We start from the raw sequence: 20,190 nt of genomic DNA on the forward strand, positions 1-20,190 counted from the left end.
GCTTTTTTATTTTATTGAGAGTTGTTTGTTATTTAACCATTAGTTTTTTAACTCCTTTTTGTTGACCATTTATTACTTCAACAAAATACATTCCGCTAGATAAGTTCTCTACACTTACAAGTTTACGCTCGTTTGTATTAAATGATTTTGAAATCAATAAACGACCATTAATATCATAAACACCTACTTTAACATTTTCTTGTTGGTTTAACAAAGTAAACTCAAAATGATTTTTAGCAGGATTAGGATAAATTGCAAATCCTTCTAGTTCTTTATCAGCTACACTTAAAGGTCCTGCAGTACTACATAATTCAAGTGAGAAACTATTTAAAAACCCACCATCTTCATCATAACCATCATTAACTGTAAGTGTCCAATCACCAGCTGCATTTTCTCCTATAAATGGAGTCAATAAATTTTGAGGTTGCATTGTTCCTGAAAGTGCTGGCACTGTTCCTGAACAAGAAAACTCAACACCCGAATCATCAAAAGTTACATTTGTATCGTCTAAATCATCACAAGCGTTACTAAACAATACGACGGAAGTACCTGATGGACTAGTTAAACTAACCGTTAAATCACCCATCCAAGTATGTGATAAATTAACAGTCACATTAATATCACCAACTAAAATATCTTGACCTGCTGGTACATTTATAACCGATGTAACCGTATTTGGCACAGTATCTATAGGTTGTGGGTTATCATTTGCAGTAGATGAAATAGAACAATTAACAGCTTCAGTAGTAAAAGAAGAAGACACAAAATTAGCATCAACACAATCAGAGAATGCCATAACTCTCCAGTAATATTGTGTGTTACTATTCAATGCCGGAACACTAACAGTGTTTGCTTCTACTGTATCTTCAAAAATTAGAGTACTAAAGTCAGAAAGCTCAGAAACTTCAACTTTATAACCACTTGCTCCACTGACTGCGTCCCAAGTTAATCCTGGATATATGTAAACACCTGACTCTCCTGCGCTAGGGTAATTTAATGTTACATCACTAATAGGGTCAGCGCTTAATACTTCAATTTCCATTTGTCTTGTCTTAGTATCAGAAGTACCAGTAGCAACAACATCAAAGGAATAAGTACCAGGAGTCACTGAGTCTAAACCAGATATTTCTAAAGTAAAGTCTTCATCGGCAGTGATTACACTAGGAGTAAATGTTGCCACTGCTCCTGCTGGTAATCCAGTAGCTGACAGTGTTGTTGGCCCATTGTAAGTGTCACTTGATGAATAGTTAAAGTAATAATCTCCAACTTCATCTGCACAAAAAGTTTTTGTAATATTTTCAGGAGTAAATGCAAAATCTGATTCAGAAATCCCTGTTACGATTAATGCAAAATCTTGATTTCCTGAATCTAAAGTCCCTTTATGATCTACTATGATTGTATAATCTCCAGCAGGAACATCTATTTCAACTTTTTCAACATTATCAACGTTATTTACGCTTCTAATTGCAGGAGAAGTATAACTAAATGCACTTAAAGCCCAAGGATAAGTTGTATTATTACTAGCATCTACGACTCTTAAATCTAAATCATTAACTAGTCTAGGTGTAGTATCATCTACCGTAGTACCCTGTACTGTACCTGCAGGATCAGTCCAAGCAATTGTAACCACTAGAGGCTCTGTTCCTAACGCTGTTACAGACTTTGTGAATGTTGCTCCATCGGCAAGACTGTTCTCTTCAATTAAAGACTGAAATTCTTCTTCTAAAATTGCAATAGCTGCCGTTTCACAATCCAATAATCCCCAACCAAATTGATAATCTGGACCAGGAAAAACACCTGCTTCAGAAGCAGTATGAATTGCTAAAGCTCTTAATGTTGAAGACTTCATGAAATTACCATGAATATCACTGTAAAGCTCTTGGAGTAACCCTAAAGAACCTGAAACACTTGGTGTAGCCATAGATGTACCATTCATACTACCATATGCAGTATTAGAAGTAGCTACAGATGAATATGTGTTAACACCCTTAGCTGAGATGTCTGGTTTTATTCTTCCATCATCTGTTGGTCCCCAACTACTAAAACTTGACATCACAACACTTGAAGGTCCTGTATAATTATTAACTTGGTTTACAGCAGCAACTGTAATTCCGTTTTTAGAGACTCCTCTATCAGTTAATAAATCATAACCATTATCTCCAGTATTGTAACCTGCGTTTCTATCATTTCCGGCAGAAAAAACTGCAGTATAGTAAGGTGCATTGTATAATATGTTATCTACTTGAACTGCTAAATTATCATATCTACCAAAATAGTATGTTGGTAAAAATTCAGCATTAAGTCCATAAGAATGATTAGAAATTAACAACCCATTTGCTGCGGCAGTAGTCATTTCTGATAGATCGTTATCAAAGTCATACGCATTTAGACTAGCTCTAAACGCCATACCTCTAGCTTGACCACTTGCTGGCACATTAGATCCAATCATTGTTCCTGACACATGCGTTGCATGGTTAGACAATGTTGTTGATCCATCTTGTTGAGTAACTCTATCAACTAATAACTCATGCGTATCCAAAACTTTTCCACCATCCCAAACACCTAGAGTCATTCCTGTACCTTCAACAGATAAATTTAGTCCTCCACTTGGACCTGTGTAGAGCTTATTTGCTCTAACCGTAACTCCAGCTCCTCTATTGTCTGTTGACAAATAAAGTAAAGTTCCATCTTCTAAAACTTTATGCAACTTTGACATACCTCCATTTTCTGTAAAAATTACAGTTGGTAAATTGTTTTCCATAGCATAGACTCTAGCTGCCTTTAAATCATTTTCAAAAGCTAACGAAAATTCATTCGCCATTTGTGAAAGTAATGCATGGTCATAAGTAGCGATAATTTCTCTTTTTTGTTCATCAGTTTGGGCTGTTAAGAAATTAAAACTAACAAAAGAGAGCATTAGGATTAATTTATACCCGAAAGTATTTTTATACATTTTTCATTTTTTTAAGCGTATAAATATACCACATAATATTATAATCACAATACTTTTTATGTTAACGAGAATCTAAAATTCTGGTTAAGAAATACAAAAAATTTACTTGTTAATAAAAATGTATAACTAAGGCTTACAATTATCACTTTAATAAAATATATTTGCTTAAATATTCATAACGATAAAAATTTAAAGCAATTTCATGAAGTTTATAGTATCGAGTACGTATTTGCTTAAACAATTACAAGTTTTAGGTGGAGTAATTAACAACTCTAACACACTTCCAATTTTAGATAATTTTTTGTTTGAACTTGAAAACTCAAAATTAACGGTTTCAGCTAGTGATTTAGAAACCACAATGTCATCAGTAATTGATGTTGAAAGTGACAGTAATGGTAGTATAGCCTTACCTGCACGATTACTATTGGATACCTTAAAAACGTTCCCTGAGCAACCATTAACGTTTGTTGTTGAAGATAACAACACAGTTGAGATTAGCTCTAACCATGGTAAGTATGCTTTAGCTTATGCTGAAGGAAACGAATTTCCTAAAGCTGTTGAATTAGAAGATCCAAGTACAACTATGGTTTCTGGTGAGATACTAGCAACTGCTATTAGTAAAACTATTTTTGCTGCTGGAAATGACGATTTAAGACCTGTTATGAGTGGTGTATTCTTTCAGTTTTCAACAGACGGTTTAACCTTTGTTGCTACTGATGCTCATAAATTAGTTAAATACACTAGAGAAGATGTTAAAGCAAATCAAGTTGCTGAATTTATCATGCCTAAAAAACCTTTAAATCTTTTAAAAGGAATTTTAGCTACAAGTGATGATGATGTAAAAATTGAGTATAACGATTCAAATGCTAAATTTACTTTTGAAAACTCTGAACTAGTTTGCCGATTAATTGATGGAAAATACCCTAATTATGAAGCTGTAATACCAAAAGAAAATCCAAATAAATTAAGTATTGACAGAACACAGTTTTTAAATTCTGTTAAACGTGTTAGTATTTTCTCAAATAAAACAACACATCAAATTCGCTTAAAAATTGCAGGAGCTGAATTAAACATTTCTGCCGAAGATATTGATTACTCAAACAAAGCTGAAGAACGCCTAACATGTGACTACCAAGGTGATGACATGCAAATAGGTTTTAACTCTCGCTTTTTAACTGAAATGTTAACAAACTTAAATGCTGACGAAGTACAATTAGAAATGAGCTTACCTAACAGAGCTGGTATTTTAACGCCTGTTGATGGGTTAGACGAAGGCGAACAAGTTACTATGCTTGTTATGCCTGTAATGTTGAATAGTTAGCCTTTTCAAATTAATTATATATAAAAAGCGCTTACATTGGTAAGCGCTTTTTTTGTGTTAAAATTATAGTTCCTCTTTTATAATTAATAGTAACACTTTTTAATTATTAGTATCATCCAAATAGATGAATGAGCCATTATACGTTCCTGACACCAATACACCATCAGCTCTCTCAAATTCAAGAGATAAAGTAATATTATCTACTGAGTAGTCAATTACTGTTACATGTCCTGATGTTACTTCTAAATCAGCGTTACTTCCACTTTTATAAAACTGACTGAAACCGTTTTCAAACTCAGAATTAATAACATCTCCATTAACAATAAATTCTAAATTAGAAATGTCATCTAGATCGTAAGTTTCTCCAGGAGTAAGATCAAAATGATTGATTCTTGCAGTAAAATAATCGACATTATTTAGTGTTGTTCCTGAAAAAGAAGCATTAATTTCTGCTTCAGTTTTATTTGTTAAACTTAAAAAAACCGAATTAAATGATGGCTCTACTAATGCTGCTTTCATCTCAAAAGAAGATTCACCAACTTTAATAAAATTGCTTTCTGAAGTATTGGAATCATCATCAGATGAACAAGAAGTTAATACAATAGTAAACATTACGAGTATGATTGTTTTTAAATATTTCATAGTTTTTGTTTTGAATAGTTTTTTAAAAAAAGCGCCCACAAGAGTGAGCGCTAAATCAAATTGATATAACATCAACTAGTTTCTAAGAAACTTCTGATTAATAGTTCTTTTAGATGTTTTAATTTGAATCATGTATAATCCTGAAGGTAAATTAGCCACATTAATTCCATTATTAACTTCATTTACTTGCTTTACTAACTGTCCGCTAATAGTGTAAATAAACACGTTCTCAACTTGCTCTGTAGATTTAATAAATAACCTGTCACTTACAGGGTTTGGATATAGTTTTACTGAGTTTGTATCTAAAGACAAATCATCAATTCCTAATGTTGAATCATATTCAAAAGCACCAAGGTCTATTGTACTGTTAAAAATTCTATCATTACCTGATAAATCTAAATCACCGAATAAAGCAGTATCATATAAAGAATTATTTCCTTGGTCTATAATGTAAGACGAGCTTGATGTTGGTTTATAATCTGCACTCAAATTAAGAGATACTGTATTTGGATCTAAATCTTGAACATTATTAAATGATGGTGCTGCAAAAGCTCCTGATGCTCCACCATTGTTTGTAATTTGAGTTATTGAATTATTAATTACTAATTCATAATGATTTCCCTGAGTACCATAAGAAATATCTCTGTCTGCGTAAGTTCCATTTAACGTATTACCAAAAAAGATCGAGTTATTTATCTCTAAGTGTCCTCTAGTATTATCAGATCCCATGATAATAGCCTGACCATAAGATGTATTATTGACATTTACTACATTATTATTAATAAAAGATGAATTAGTTATTATTAAATCTAAGTCTCTGAAGTTTGTAAATGAGCCATCAGGAATTCGGTAGGCATTGATAACAGAAAACTTGGTTTCGTTATCTGCAAACAACACATTTGAAAAGTTTGCATAAATATTATTAAAACGATCTGTGTGTAATAAAATAATACTTTGTCCAGTACTTACATTATTTGTAAAACTTACGTTGGAAAGTTTAAAATTATCTTTTAGACCAATTCCTTTAATTAAAAAATCATTACTATAGTTATTTTTAAAACTACAGTTTTTTATACTCAAGTTTTCAATCCAAGTAGAAGCACCATAATATTTTGAACAAATAACACCATTGTCTTGATTATGAGCATTACTTGATGTATCGTAAATATTTTCTAAAATAAAACCATCAATCGTAATGTTTGTAGCATCAACTAAAATTAATCTATCTGCATTATCAGATTTATTAGAAGTAAAATCACCATCAACGTCATCACCATTCATATCACCTGTAATAACAGTCGCATTAGTTGTATTTATCAAAGTTAAATCTCTATCTGATAATTGAGTTTCAGTACCATCAAAACCACCGAAAATAGAAATACTAGTATCATTTATTTCTAAAGGCGTGTTTTGAGCTGTTGGCTTATAAATACCTTTTGCTACCCAAATATTTCTATTAGGACCAGCTACAGCTAGTGCTGCATCAATTGTTGTATAAGCATCAATCCACGAACTTCCGTCATTTGCTCCAGTTGCATTCGCATCTACATAAACAGGTCCATAATTACAATTTGAAGAATAACTAGAGTTTGCATCTCTTGTCCATCCTTGTGCGTACTGACCAGCATTAGTATACGAAGGTGTGTAATTAGGATCATGTTGAATACACGTTAAATTTGGGTTTCCATAAGATTTCATGTATGTAAAATTAGGATTGTTACCATTAGCTAAATTTAATTCTACCAACTGATTATTTTGACAATGAATTTGATTTAATGTTGGAATATTACTAACATCTATTGTTGTTATTTGGTTATTTGCACAATGTAATCGTGTTAAACTGGTGTTGTTACTAACGTCTAATGATGTTAAGATATTTGAATATACTTCTAATGTAGTTATATTTACAAAAGCTTCAATTCCTGTTAAATCTGTAATTCCCAAACTTGTAGCCGATATTGTTCCTGTAAAAGCTTGCGCTTCAGCTACCGAAATTTCTGTATCAGAATTTGTATTAATAGCAGTATTATTTAACAAATAATTTTTAAAGTTGAAATCTGGAATGTTTACGTTTTGAGCGAAAATTGCAGAAACACCCAAACATAAATAGGTTGTAAATAAGAGTAATGTTTTTTTCATTGTAGTTGAGATTTGTTTTTATTTTCAACCACAAAACAACTACTACATATAAGGTTTTCAATTTGCTTTTTTCTGAATAGCTCTAATTTCTTTCTGAATAAATAATAAAGATTATTCTTACACTTTTAATCAAATAAAAAAGCCTGCTTAATAAGCAGACTTTACAAACTATGGGTTATTAGCCTATATTAATTATTCGCAATTCATTTTTTGTCCGTATGGCATTTGTCCGTGAATAACACCACCAAATTGTGAACTGCCATAACCACTACCATTGTACTGTTGCTTGATTAAAAAACCTTGTAAATAGCAGTCGTTATTTTTGTTTTTTTCTGTGAATGCACCTTTAATCCAACGGTATAAAATACGACCTGTGTATTTGTTTTTTACAATACTCCAATCGTTAGATTCTATGTTTAACTTTAGAAGTTTTGCGCCATCTTTTGCAATGATTTTTGATACATTTTCTTTAGCAAAACTCACTAATGAAGCATTACTATTCATGCTGCCTGCTTTTGGCATTTTTATAGCATCCATAGTCGATTTTGCAGCAGCATCATAATTTGCTTTTAACGTGGCTTCAAACTCTTTTACAATTGGCTTCGCTTTTTCTAACCACTCTAAATGAAATTGTTGTTCGCCTTTACCAATCACATTTAGAATAGTAATATCTTCTTGAATCATGTACGATGGCACATTAAATGCGTGTCCGCCTTGGTGAGAAGCTGCGTAAATTACAAATACGTCGTCTGCAATTAACATGCCTCTTACTAAAATTGGCATACCTGTACCAAGCTCTAAAGTTTGCGATCGGTCTGCGCCAACTTTGGTTGTAAACATTCCTGAAACTAACTCGTAACCTATGTAACCTTCTGGTGACATGGCTACTAGTTCTGGTGTTGTTAAAAAGCGTAACCATGAATATTCTGGATCTTGTGCAGGCAATAAGTCTACATTATCGCCCATGTCTGTCATTTGACGTCTAATTTTTACGCGATCAACACCAACTGCACTCATACCTTTTGTCATCGCAAATGGATACGACATATATAAAAAATCGTCACTTACTGTATTAGCAGGTTTAGGCTTATTAGCTTCGGCTTCTTGTTGCTTTTTCTCAAGATATTTTTGATAGTATAAATCTTGTTTCTCTTGGTCATTTGGATACTTTTTAGCTAATTCTGCTTTAAATTCTTCATCAGTATATTCTGTTTTTGATACATTTTGATTAGATGTTGAAGAACTGCTAACCATTCCTGAAGCATTTTCAGATTTTGAAGATGAACTGCTTGTTTCTTTTTTATCTAACTTTTTCTCTACTGCTGCTTTGGCTTTCTTCTTTAACATTTTACCAAATTGCGCATGCGACGTTGTGTAGCATAATGCCAATACAAATAATAGAACTATTTTTTTCATAAGAATTGTGTTTAGTGGGCTTCAAAATAAGCACCTAAACAACCATTCTTAATTTGGATTTTTCTAAAACCGAGGATTTTTTTTCTGAAGGAATTTTCGAGATACATCGCTTTGCTCTGAAAGACATAATGCTCTGAAAAACTACATAAACGTTTCCTTAATTACTTCTAAAAATTGATCGCGTTTAGATTTTGAAATTGGAATTCGTTTTTGATTGTTCATTAGTAAATAATCGCCATCGTCTTTAACCAATTCATCAACATATTTTAAGTTGATTAAATACGAACGATGACATTTAAAAAACATCGCGTTGTGTTCCAATTGCTCTACAAAGTGCTTTAATGGTTTACAAATGGTTTTTTGTTTACCATCCATAAGTTGTACGTTGGTGTACATACCATCGGCTTCAAAATAGACGATATCATTATGCGATGCGAACATGATGCCTTTAGGTATTTCTAAAGCAATTTTGTCCATTGAGAGTTGCTTTAACGAGTCGCGTAACTTATTAATCTGGTCGTTTAAATTGTTGGCTTTTATGGCTTCTTCAGCTTTTGTAACAGCTTCTTTTAATTCGGTTGTATCAACTGGCTTTAACAAATAATCTACTGCTGATAATTTGAAAGCTTCAATCGCATATTGATTGTATGCCGTCACGAAAATGATTTTAAAATCTATCTGATTTGGAAAGTATTCTAAAATATCTAATCCAGACTGATTTGGCATTTCAATATCTAAAAAAACGACATCAGGTTTACTGGTTTTAATCAAGTCTACACCAGATGCCAAATCTTGCGCTTCTTCAATGTTTGTGATGCTTTCACAATGTTCGGTTAGCAAGTTTGATAGTAAATGTCTGGCACGTTTTTCGTCGTCTATAATTATGGCTTTCATATCTTAATGTATTGGCATCGTGATGACCACTTTTGTACCTGCAGCTACGTCGTTTTCGTCATACAAATCGTTGGTAGTTATGGTTATATCACGTTTTAATTTGTTTTTATATAAGTGCACACGTTCTTCATTAGCTTTAGTGGCAAAAGGTTTGTGCTGTTGGTTTGGTCGTTTTAATCTTTCCGATTGTACTCGACCAATTCCGTTATCTTCAACCGTAATTTCTAATTTATTTTGCTGAATTATTTTCGCTTCAATATGCAATTTTCGGTCGTTTAATTTGTGTAATAAACCGTGTTTTAAAGCATTTTCAACATACGGTTGTATAAATAATGACGGTACTTTTATCTGTTTTGTCTTCAATTTATTATCGACAGAAATCTCGTATTCCAATTCATCTTCAAAACGCACTTTTTCTAATTCTAAATACAGTTTTAAAGCGTTTAATTCTTCTTCTAAAGTAATTTCGTTTTGCTGACTGTAATCTAAATACATGCGGATTAATCGGCTAAACTTCACTAAATACGAGCTTGCCAATTCCTTTTCATTGGAAATAATATAATCTTGAATAGAATTTAAGGCATTGAAAATGAAATGCGGATTCATTTGCGAGCGCAGGTTTTCTAACCTTAAATTCGTTATTTTTTTATCGATTAAAATTTTATCAACTTCAGCAATTCGCTGCGCTTCTTTTTGTTGTAATCGCCATCTAAAATACAGCCAAACTAAACCTATTATTGTTGCTATTACTAAACCATAAAACCAATAGGTTTCCCAAAATGGTTTTGCTATAGTAAAGGTAATAGGACTTGCAAATTGTACGTCTTTACTACTAATATTTTGACCTTGTAATTCAAATATATAATCGCCACTAGACAAGCTGTTAAACACCACAAAATGCGTATTTAAAGGCACGTTTCGCCACGTGGTATCAATTGGTTTTATACGGTATTTGTAGCTAACATGTTTATTAGATTGAAATCCGTTTGAGTTAAAATCGAATCGTAATTTATTATAATCGTAAGGTAAATTGTAGTAGGTATTTACAACTGTATCCTTATCATTTACTTGAACGGATGTTATCCAAACTTTTGAGGTTTTAAAAGCCTTAAAAAGCGTATTGTTTTTGGGCATTACGTACAATGAATTTGGAAAAACAGACACCAAATAATCTTCAAGAATAATAAACTTATCTACTGATAATGTTAATCCATCTTGTGTGTTTAAACGCCTTACTTGATTGGTTTTGGGATGAAACTTATAAAAACCTTCTTCGGTAGAAATCCATAAAAATTCACCATCAGATTTTAATGTATTTATTTGCACTTGCTTTGGCAACGCATCATGCCTAGAAATTAATTGACCATCCTTAAAACACAACAAGCCATTGTGCTGTGTTGCCAACCAAATAGCATCGTTTATTTTAGCTATTGAGTTTACTAAAATACTTTCGCCATCTAACTTAATTTCTTTTGACTGAAAACTATTAACATCAAATTGATATAAGCCATCTATAAAAGAAACAAATAACTGATTGTTTAATATTTCAGATGCTTTTACTCTACTTTTTCTAATAACTCTTGTAGAATCTGAAATATACGGTTTGTTATATATTATGGCTTCTTTGTAGCTTCCGTAGAAGAGATTTTCATCATTAATTTTTGAAAATGTTTTTGCAACAGAATATTTATTTTTTTGGTCTTTAATAGTGAACAGATTTAGATCTACACTATAAGATTCTGATGCATTAATACTAACAATTACATGGTTTTGTGATGCATCAAAAAATAAATTACCTATGATTTTTGATCCAGGTAATTTAAGCGTCTTAAAAACACCGTTTGTATTATAAAACAACAACTTACCATTATTTGTACCTAATAAAAATTGATTGTTATTTAGTGCACAAGCTGCGGTAATTTTATCTTTTGCTTGTTCTAAATTAAGCTGTCTAATATTAAGATTAGAAGACACAAAAACACCGTTGTCTAATGTTGTAAACCAATAATTTTCATTAAAATCTACCAATACATCGGTAACAGACTCATTACTAAATAATTGTTCTTTTAAAACTAATTGTTGACCTTTTAGTTGAAAAATAAACACACCAGATGTTGTTAAAAACCAATAGTCACTATTTAAAGAAGTGATGTTGTAAATGGTTAAATCTTCTAATGATTTAGGTGTCTTTAGCTTTAAAACATCGTCTATTTCAGTTTTATAAATATAAAGTTGATTTTTGCCTTGTTCTTTAAAATTTAACAACACACTATTTTTAAAAGCGTATACCTTTGGTGACTGCATTCTGTATTTAGACGTGAGTGTTTTAAGCAGTTTTATCTGGTCATCTTTAATTTGATACCAGTTCTGTTTTTCTTTTGAAGGTCTGTTATTTGCGTTCATTTTAATGACATAGGACAAATCATTGTGAGTACTCTCACTAACAGACATACCTTCAAAAAGCTTGATGGCGTTTTTGTCTTTTAAATTAATATCATAAATACCATCTACAGTAAATAAGCGTATGGATGTATTGGTAATTTCAAAAGGTGACAACTGCCCTTTTACTAGCTTACTTGCGTCATAAAAAAGATGTAAAGTATCGTTTTCAACATAGAAAATTTGCCCGTAAATATTACTACACCAAAGTTTTCCTTTTTCATCTAATTTTAATTGAAATAAAGAATTTGCTTTTTGGTTAGGGTTTGTAAACTTTTGGTAATTATTTCCGTTATAACGGTATAAACCCTTATCTGCAGCAAGCCAGATATAGTGGTTGTGATCTTCTAGAATATCATAAAACTCAACATCAGGAAGATTAGAAATTTTAGACATATGCTGCGTCACCGGATTTTGAGCAACTACAAAAACTGGTAACAATAAAAATAATATGTATTTAATATAACGCCACATAAATATCAATTAACAAACTTAATATTTATGTTCACAATGAGCGTCTTATTTTTCTGTAACTGCCTTATTTTTTTCTAAATATAAAAAAACGCCCACTATACAGTGAGCGTTTTTAATTTACCTCTATAAAAAATATAACTAACTAATAAAACTAAGAGATAAAGGGTATGTTGGAGTTTCTCCATTGTTTGCTTTAATAGCGTTTATGATAGGAAAAACTAATGAAATAATGCCAAGTATTATAAAACCTAATATACCTAATCCGAAAGCTAAAATTAAAGGAATGCATAATAAAGCATAAAGGATCATGCTAATTTGAAAGTTTACTATGTTTTTTCCATGAGCATCCATTTGAAATACTTTCTCTTTTTGAGTTATCCAAATTACAAGCGGAACAATTAAACTTCCAAAACCAGTAATAAAACACAATAATTGACTTAAATGTGTTATCACTATAAGTTGTCTATCTTCTCTCATGATGGTGTAAATTTTGATTGATACTTATTTGACGCTGAAAAATCAAGAATGTTACACCTTTAATATAAAAAATATTATTGACCCATTTTGTATAAAGACAATCCAATTTTAAATAGTTTTGTGATAATATTATGGACTCACTTACTCAAATAGTTTTAGGTGCTGCTGTTGGTGAAGCAGTTTTAGGAAAAAAAGTTGGAAACAAAGCTATGCTTTACGGAGCAATTGCTGGCACTATTCCTGACTTGGATGTATTGGCTTCAAATTTTACCGACACAGTTTCAGCTTTAGAAATTCATAGAGGGTTTACACACTCCATAGTATTTTCTATTGTATTTGCACCTATTTTTGGTTGGCTGGTTTCAAAAATCGAATCCTTTAAAAGCTTTAAATCTTGGTCATGGTTGTTCTTTTGGGCTTTTATAACACACCCTTTACTAGATGCACATACCACTTGGGGAACCCAATTATTTTGGCCTTTTGATTTGCGGCTTGCTTATAAAAACATTTTTGTAGTAGACCCTATCTACACTTTACCTTTTTTAGTGTGTTTACTCTTAGCACTTTTCAGCAGAAGAACTAATCCTAAACGGCAATTTTTTAATAGACTTGGGTTAATTTTAAGTTCAACCTACCTTGTTATTACTTTATTCTTAAAATGGGCTGCATTTTCCCAATTTAAACAAGCATTGAACAATCAAAATATTGATTATATAGATATTGATACAAGACCGTCGCCTTTAAACACGATCCTTTGGAATGCTAATGTAGATACTAAAGATGTTTATTTATTGGGAGACTATTCGTTTTTTGACTCACAACCAATCTCGTTTTCTATATATGAAAAAAATCATCATTTAATTGATGACTTAAAACATAATGAGAAAGTACAACGAATGATTGCCATTACTGAAGGTTGGTACAGCATTTCTCAAAAAAACGGAAACTTATATTTTAATGATTTACGATTTGGACTATTGAATTTAAAACCAGAATCGGACGATTTTGTGTTTCAATTTTTAATAGAAAAACATACAGATGGGACTGTAAATTTTATTGAGCAACCAAGAGACAGAAGTGATGCTAAAGGTATGCTCAATGCATTATGGCAACGCATTAAAGGAAATTAAAATCGGTATAGCATATTACCATACCGATTTTAATTTTTTCTATTTTTTTAATGTACTAGGGCAAACCTCATCAGTTACTGGAATTCCTGATTTTTTTATTGCTCCAAATCCACCAGCTACATCAACTAAATTATGAATACCTCTACTCTTTAAAATTGAAGCTGCTATAACAGATCGATACCCTCCTGCACAATGTACATAAAAGGTCTCTTCGTTAGGAAATTCTGCTAAGTGCTGATTTAGATAATCTAAAGGTGTAAAATGTGCAGTTGGTAAATGCGATTTTAAAAATTCGCCTTCTTTTCTAACATCAAAAACAGGAATGGTATTCGCTTCCATTCTATTTTTAAATTCATCGGCAGAAATAGATTCTATAGAATCTGTTTCTTTTCCTGCTGCTTCCCAAGCTTCATAACCACCTTCTAAATAGCCTAAAGTATTATCAAAACCAACACGAGATAAACGTGTCACAGTTTCTTCTACTCTATCTTTATCAGCAACAATAAGAATTGGTTGCTCAACATCAGCAATAAGTGCTCCAACCCAAGGTGCAAAACCGCCATCAATACCTATAAAAATTGAACGTGGGATGTGGCCTTTTACAAATTCTGATTGATGACGAACATCTAAAACGATTGCTCCTGTTTCGTTTGCCAAAACTTCAAAGGCATTAGGAGACAATGCTTTTGTTCCTCTTTTTATAACCTCATCAATATCATCATAGCCTTCTTTATTCATTTTTACATTTAAAGGAAAATATTGAGGTGGAGGTAATAAACCATCAGTCACTTCAGCAATAAACTCTTCTTTAGTCATATCAGCACGTAAAGCATAGTTCATTTGCTTTTGGTTTCCTAAAGTATCAACAGTTTCTTTCATCATGTTTTTACCACATGCTGAACCTGCTCCATGAGCTGGATAAACAATAACATCATTAGCTAAAGGCATGATTTTGTTTCTTAAACTATCAAACAAGAAACCTGCTAAATCTTCTTTTGTAATATCACCTGCTTTTTGAGCTAAATCTGGTCTACCTACATCACCTAAAAATAATGTATCACCACTAAAAATCGCATGGTCTTTACCGTTTTCATCTTTTAATAAATAGGTTGTACTCTCCATGGTATGCCCTGGAGTATGTAGAGCAATTATTGAAATATCTCCTATTTTAAACTCCTGATTATCTTCAGCAATTATTGCATCAAAAGCAGGATTTGCAAGCGGTCCATAAACTATTGGAGCTCCTGTTTGTTTAGAAAGTGTAACGTGACCGCTAACAAAATCGGCATGAAAATGTGTTTCAAAAATGTACTTAATCTTTGCATTATCCTGAGCTGCCTTTTTAATATATGGACTCACTTCTCTTAAAGGGTCTATAATAGCAGCTTCACCATTACTTTCTATATAATAAGCACCTTGTGCTAAACAACCTGTATATATTTGTTCTATTTTCATAGTCTTTACGTTTTAATGTCTTTAAATATTTTACAGTTTTGCAAAAATAACATTTGCTGTCTATTACTTTGCAAACTCTTTTATAATTATATAAACAGCCATGATAAGTACAAACCAACCAAAGCTCTTTTTTAGTTTTTTATTAGATACATACTTTGAAAAATAGCCTCCAAGTAAAATTCCTGCAATAGTTACTAGAGAGAATGTAATAAGAAATTTCCAATCAATTACTAGCGTTTGCATATCTCCAAGAAAACCTATCAACGAATTTATTGCTATGATTACTAATGATGTTCCTACTGCTTTTTTCATGGACAACCCAGACCACAACACTAACGCAGGAACATATAAAAAACCTCCTCCTGCTCCTATTAATCCGGTTACAGTACCAATTACCAATCCTTGAATAAAGGTTTTATAATACGGTTGAGGCACAAATTCGGTTTGAGTATCTCTTCTATTTTTTATCATTGAAATAGCTGCAAACAACATTACCAAAGCAAAAAACACCATTATGAGCATATCTTTAGTAATTGAAAAACTACTAGTACTAAAAATAACGTCTGGAATATTAGGTACTAAAAATCTTCTAGAAACATAAACTGCCAAAAACGAAGGAAAACAAAAGAGTAATCCTGTTTTAAAATCTACTTGCTGTTTTTGATGTTTTTGTATTACACCTACTACTGAAGAAGAACCAACAACAAACAAAGAGTATGCTGTTGCTACAACTGGGTTATAGCCTAATAAATAAACTAGAAGAGGCACTGTTAATATTGAACCTCCTCCACCAATTAAGCCAAGTATAAGACCAATAACTAGTGCTCCAAAGTATTCAAAAAACAATAACAAATCCATATCTTATTAATATGAGACAAAAATAAGATAGATATATTAGTTTATTGGCAACTAATGTTACAAAAGCGAAATGATGAATATGTACTAATAGTTTTGTTTTATTCTATCACTAGTTTTTTAACACTAGTAGAGTTTTCAGTTTTTATCTTAACTAAGTAAAGACCAAGAGGAAGTTCTAATTGTATTGGAACATTATTAGCTATTTCAGACTCAAATACAGACTGACCTGTTAAGTTATATATTTCAATTTTGCCATTAGCCTTCAGTCCTTTAAAAAACAGTTTTCCGTCTGTAGGATTTGGATACATTACAACTTGCTCCTGCGCTGCAGGATTAATTGCTAAGGTCTCTTCAATTGTATACGTTGCTTGGACATTAACCGAGTTTCCGCAATCATCAGACAAAGTAAATGTTACAGTTTCAGATGCATTACAACCAAGTGTGCCATCACTATCATGAGTCACAGTTGCGCTACTACAGTTGTCGGTTCCAGAAAAACTAGCTAACCAAGATTGAAAATCAGCATTAGCACTAGCTGAACATTCTACAGTAACATTAGCTGGTGTCGAATCCCATTGAGGGTTTGTGTTATCTTCAATAGTAAAAGTCGCGTCTTTAGTTATGCTATTTCCACATTCATCAGACAATGTAAATGTAACAGTTTCTGAACCTGTTGCTCCACATAAGTCACTTAAGCTTGTACTATTATGAGTTATAGTTGCAGCTCCACAAGACACTGTACCAGAAAAACTACTAAGCCAAGTCGCAAATGCGTCTCCAGGATCTGAAGTTCCATCGCAGGCAAGTGTCATATCAGTTGGTTCATTTGTCCATTGAGGTGCAACAAATGTAATTCTACGCAACTCTCCTATGTAAATATTAACATAATACACAAAACCATCTAAAGGGTTTTGATACATATGTACAATTCCTAAACCTGTATTTAATGGTGCTAATTCTGAAATATCGCTTATCCAGTTTTGGGAGCCATCAGTTAATGTTGCAGTGTTAATCCAGTTTCTTACATAGTCCGTGAACAAAAACTTACCATTCATAGAACTCCCAAGTACGTCTCCTTGAATATAAACACCTGTTATGGCAGTATTTCCTCTAAACTGAACTCCAGTTGTAGGAGCTCCTGTAGTCCCTACTCTAGGATCAGTTGGAGTTGTTCCATTAAACCATGGCACACGTGCATCATTTGTACTACCATGTCTCCAAACTACTTCTGGTCTGTCATGTACAAAACGTCTCATTGCTGGATCAGCGTTATCAGTCCAATTGGTTGGTTGAGGGCAGTTACTTACAAAAAGAGCATTACCTTCATCAGGATTTGTAGCTCCACTATTATAATAACTATTAAGTTGTGTTTGTCCTTCATACAAAGGCCAACCACCATTTAAGCCTCCTTTATCAAAAATGTGTAACTCTTCCCATGTGTTCCAACCAACATCAGCAACAAATATGGTTCCAGGATTACCATCAGCAGAATTAGTGCTTCCGCTTCCTGGTAAAAGTGACATTCTAAATGGATGACGTAACCCCATTGCCCACATTCTAGATTCTGGTGCTCTAGGATTTGAAGCATTAAAATGAGGGTTAGAAGGCACTCCATCTCCTGTAGCAGGATCTAAACGTAATACTTTTCCGCAAAGTGAAGTAATCATTTGACTTCTGAAAGCTCCAACATTTTCTTCTGGACGCATAATACCATCATTTATAGCTTGCTGATAATATGTTTCGCTAGCACTTCCAACATCAGTATTTGAGTAACTTGCATTATCTCCTGTTGACACTAATAAAGTTCCATCATCAGCAAAAATAACTGTCCCTCCAGCATGCGACTCATGTGTTAATGGTACTCCAGTAGAAACCGATTCACCTAAAAGCACAGTTCTTGATGTATAATCAGTTGTTAATGGGTTACTTCCTATATTTAATTGATAGCGTGTTAATCGGCTTATAGTGGCTTCATAATAATCATTATCGTTTGGATCGTAACTTGGAGTTCCGAAATTCATAAGATGCTCTCTGTCTACCATATAATACATATACACTAATCCATTAGTATCAAAATCTGGATCCAAGCAAAAACTTTGAAATCCAAAATCTCTCCAATCTCCTACTTCATCTGAAATGTCTAAAACTGGGGTTGCTTGTTTTACATAAGTAGAACCATTCCAGTTAGACACATAAACATGCCCTCTTTTTTCCCAAACAAACATTTTAGTACCATCATTATTAAACACTACTCCCATAATGGTATTGTAGCCTGTTTGCACTGTCTCGTGATAGTAAGTAGGTGTTGGTGTATTTGAATACAATTGTACTTCTGATAATTGAATACTATTATCAGAACCACATTGTGTAGTGAAATTTATTCTATAGTATTGATAGTATGTTGAATTTGTAAAATTAAATGTTCTTTGATGAAATCTAGTTCCTACACAAGGAATGGATCCTGAAGCGATTTGTGTAAAGTCAGTTCCATTATTTGAACCTGAAACAGTATAATTTTGAGGATCTCTATTAGGAGAATCGTTTGCAGTAGTAATCGATATTGATGATGCAGCTTTTGGGTTTGCACCTAAATCAACTGTAAAGCCCATACCATCGGCATAATTAAAATCTAAAAACTTAGTGGATGTTGAACCATCAATAATATTTTCTACAGTTTCATTTGCTGGAGAATTTACAGAGCCTAATTCTGTAACTGTCATGGCTGGTGAAAAAATAGGCGTTTGCGAAAATGAAAAGCTAACAAGTAAGAAAAAGAAGCTTAAAAACGGAATAGTCTTAGAATAAGACTTAATATAATAGCAAAACATGTCTAGTGACTTTAAGTTAAAATAAAATGATTTGCTATTAATCTTAATCCAAATGTAGGGATAAAAAATTAAGGAAAATAAATAATCTCGATAAGTCGTTTAAATAGGCTTTAAACAACCACATTTTAACAATAATTCACTAATTTACAACACATAACACCTAACGTTAATGTACAGGGTTTTGTGCACATGGACAGTTACTAATTCCTTGTAGAAAATCAAACCCAACAGTTATACTGTGTGTCCCTGAATTATAACCAGCCAAATCATTAATTGTAAACTGATAGGAATACGCAAAATAAAACTTTGACTTCATGATACCTGCCATAGGACCAATATTTAAAGGTTTAAAAAACTGGTCGTTAAGAAACCTATAGGATGCTCCAACCCAATAATAATCTTCATTTCTATTATACTTTCGGTATTTGAAGTTAATATCAGTACTTGAACGCTTATCACTATTGAATAGTTGATAGTAAACAGACGGTTCAAACTCTACTCTTTTATTTTGCTTACTCTGAATGATTAAACCTGAATATAATTGAAAGTTTAAAAGTAAACTTGGTTCTATTCCAACAAAATCATCAATTTCTTTTTCAAGAATATTGTTAGCATTTAAGCTAAAATAAAATCCTTTATATCTATATAAAGCTCCAATATCAAAGTTATTGTTATTAATTGCTCTATCATCAGTGATACTTGGATCTACAATAGGAATTTCGTAAGTAGGTTCAAAATTTTCAATATCAATTCTAAAGCTATTAATATTATAAGAAACACCAAATGACAGGTATTGCTTAGATTTATAATCTAAAATAAGGTGATGCGCAAAAGAGAATTTAACTCCTTTTTGACGTGTATTTCCGTTTTTATCATTGTATAACGACAAACCAACTCCTGAACGATCAGCAATTCTAAAATCGGCATAAAGTGCTTGATTATCTGGAGCATCTTTAATACCAACCCATTGTGTTAATCCGTTGGCTCTAATTCTAAAGTTATCTCCAATTCCTGCATAGGTTGGTGAGATAACAAAACTATTGTCGGCTAAATACTGTGTCCAAACTGGCAAATTCAACTCTTGGCCATAACCATTTATGACTACTAAAAACAGAATGTATTTTATAATTTTTTTCATGAAGTTTCTTTTTTATTAAAAGACCA

Annotated in this window: 13 protein-coding genes; 2 read left to right on the plus strand and 11 right to left on the minus strand. The window is 32.3% G+C overall.

The features are described 5' to 3' along the window. Positions 1-28: 28 nt before the first annotated feature. Entirely contained in the window at positions 29-2,953 is a 2,925-nt protein-coding gene (locus tag DMZ43_RS08410; RefSeq protein WP_131507408.1) for a S8 family serine peptidase, read from the minus strand. Positions 2,954-3,155: 202 nt separating this feature from the next. Between DMZ43_RS08410 and dnaN the strand changes: the two genes are divergently transcribed. Next, complete coding sequence (gene dnaN / locus DMZ43_RS08415; RefSeq protein WP_129760696.1) at positions 3,156-4,274, plus strand: DNA polymerase III subunit beta; 1,119 nt, start codon at positions 3,156-3,158, stop codon at positions 4,272-4,274. A gap of 99 nt (positions 4,275-4,373) precedes the next feature. On the opposite strand, the gene DMZ43_RS08420 is transcribed toward dnaN, so the two are convergent. From DMZ43_RS08420 to DMZ43_RS08445, 6 genes are all read right to left on the minus strand, one after another. Further along, complete coding sequence (locus DMZ43_RS08420) at positions 4,374-4,916, minus strand: hypothetical protein (RefSeq protein WP_131507410.1); 543 nt, start codon at positions 4,914-4,916, stop codon at positions 4,374-4,376. Between the two features lie 75 nt (positions 4,917-4,991). Next, a complete protein-coding gene (locus DMZ43_RS08425; protein ID WP_131507411.1) occupies positions 4,992-7,055 on the minus strand; it encodes a T9SS type A sorting domain-containing protein in 2,064 nt (687 codons plus the stop codon). Between the two features lie 192 nt (positions 7,056-7,247). After that, entirely contained in the window at positions 7,248-8,471 is a 1,224-nt protein-coding gene (locus tag DMZ43_RS08430; protein ID WP_131507413.1) for a hypothetical protein, read from the minus strand. 141 nt (positions 8,472-8,612) lie between these two features. Then, complete coding sequence (locus tag DMZ43_RS08435; protein ID WP_131507415.1) at positions 8,613-9,365, minus strand: LytTR family DNA-binding domain-containing protein; 753 nt, start codon at positions 9,363-9,365, stop codon at positions 8,613-8,615. Positions 9,366-9,368: 3 nt separating this feature from the next. After that, a complete protein-coding gene (locus DMZ43_RS08440) occupies positions 9,369-12,200 on the minus strand; it encodes a histidine kinase (RefSeq protein WP_238155800.1) in 2,832 nt (943 codons plus the stop codon). 216 nt (positions 12,201-12,416) lie between these two features. Next, complete coding sequence (locus DMZ43_RS08445; protein ID WP_131507419.1) at positions 12,417-12,755, minus strand: DUF4870 domain-containing protein; 339 nt, start codon at positions 12,753-12,755, stop codon at positions 12,417-12,419. Between the two features lie 131 nt (positions 12,756-12,886). On the opposite strand from DMZ43_RS08445, the gene DMZ43_RS08450 reads away from it, so the two are divergent. Then, positions 12,887-13,885, plus strand: a complete 999-nt coding sequence (locus tag DMZ43_RS08450; protein WP_131507420.1) for a metal-dependent hydrolase — start codon at positions 12,887-12,889, stop codon at positions 13,883-13,885. 39 nt (positions 13,886-13,924) lie between these two features. Here DMZ43_RS08450 and DMZ43_RS08455 read toward each other — a convergent pair whose 3' ends face one another. From DMZ43_RS08455 to DMZ43_RS08470, 4 genes are all read right to left on the minus strand, one after another. Continuing rightward, a complete protein-coding gene (locus tag DMZ43_RS08455; protein ID WP_131507422.1) occupies positions 13,925-15,340 on the minus strand; it encodes a rhodanese-like domain-containing protein in 1,416 nt (471 codons plus the stop codon). A 63-nt stretch (positions 15,341-15,403) separates the two neighbouring features. Continuing rightward, positions 15,404-16,198 (minus strand): sulfite exporter TauE/SafE family protein, encoded by a 795-nt coding sequence (locus DMZ43_RS08460; RefSeq protein WP_131507424.1) that lies wholly within the window; start codon positions 16,196-16,198, stop codon positions 15,404-15,406. A gap of 98 nt (positions 16,199-16,296) precedes the next feature. Further along, entirely contained in the window at positions 16,297-19,026 is a 2,730-nt protein-coding gene (locus tag DMZ43_RS08465) for a PQQ-dependent sugar dehydrogenase (RefSeq protein ID WP_131507426.1), read from the minus strand. A gap of 166 nt (positions 19,027-19,192) precedes the next feature. Continuing rightward, entirely contained in the window at positions 19,193-20,164 is a 972-nt protein-coding gene (locus tag DMZ43_RS08470; protein WP_129760686.1) for a type IX secretion system membrane protein PorP/SprF, read from the minus strand. Positions 20,165-20,190: the final 26 nt, after the last annotated feature.

This window comes from Meridianimaribacter sp. CL38 (assembly GCF_004328055.1).
GTDB classification, from domain to species: domain Bacteria; phylum Bacteroidota; class Bacteroidia; order Flavobacteriales; family Flavobacteriaceae; genus Gaetbulibacter_B; species Gaetbulibacter_B jejuensis.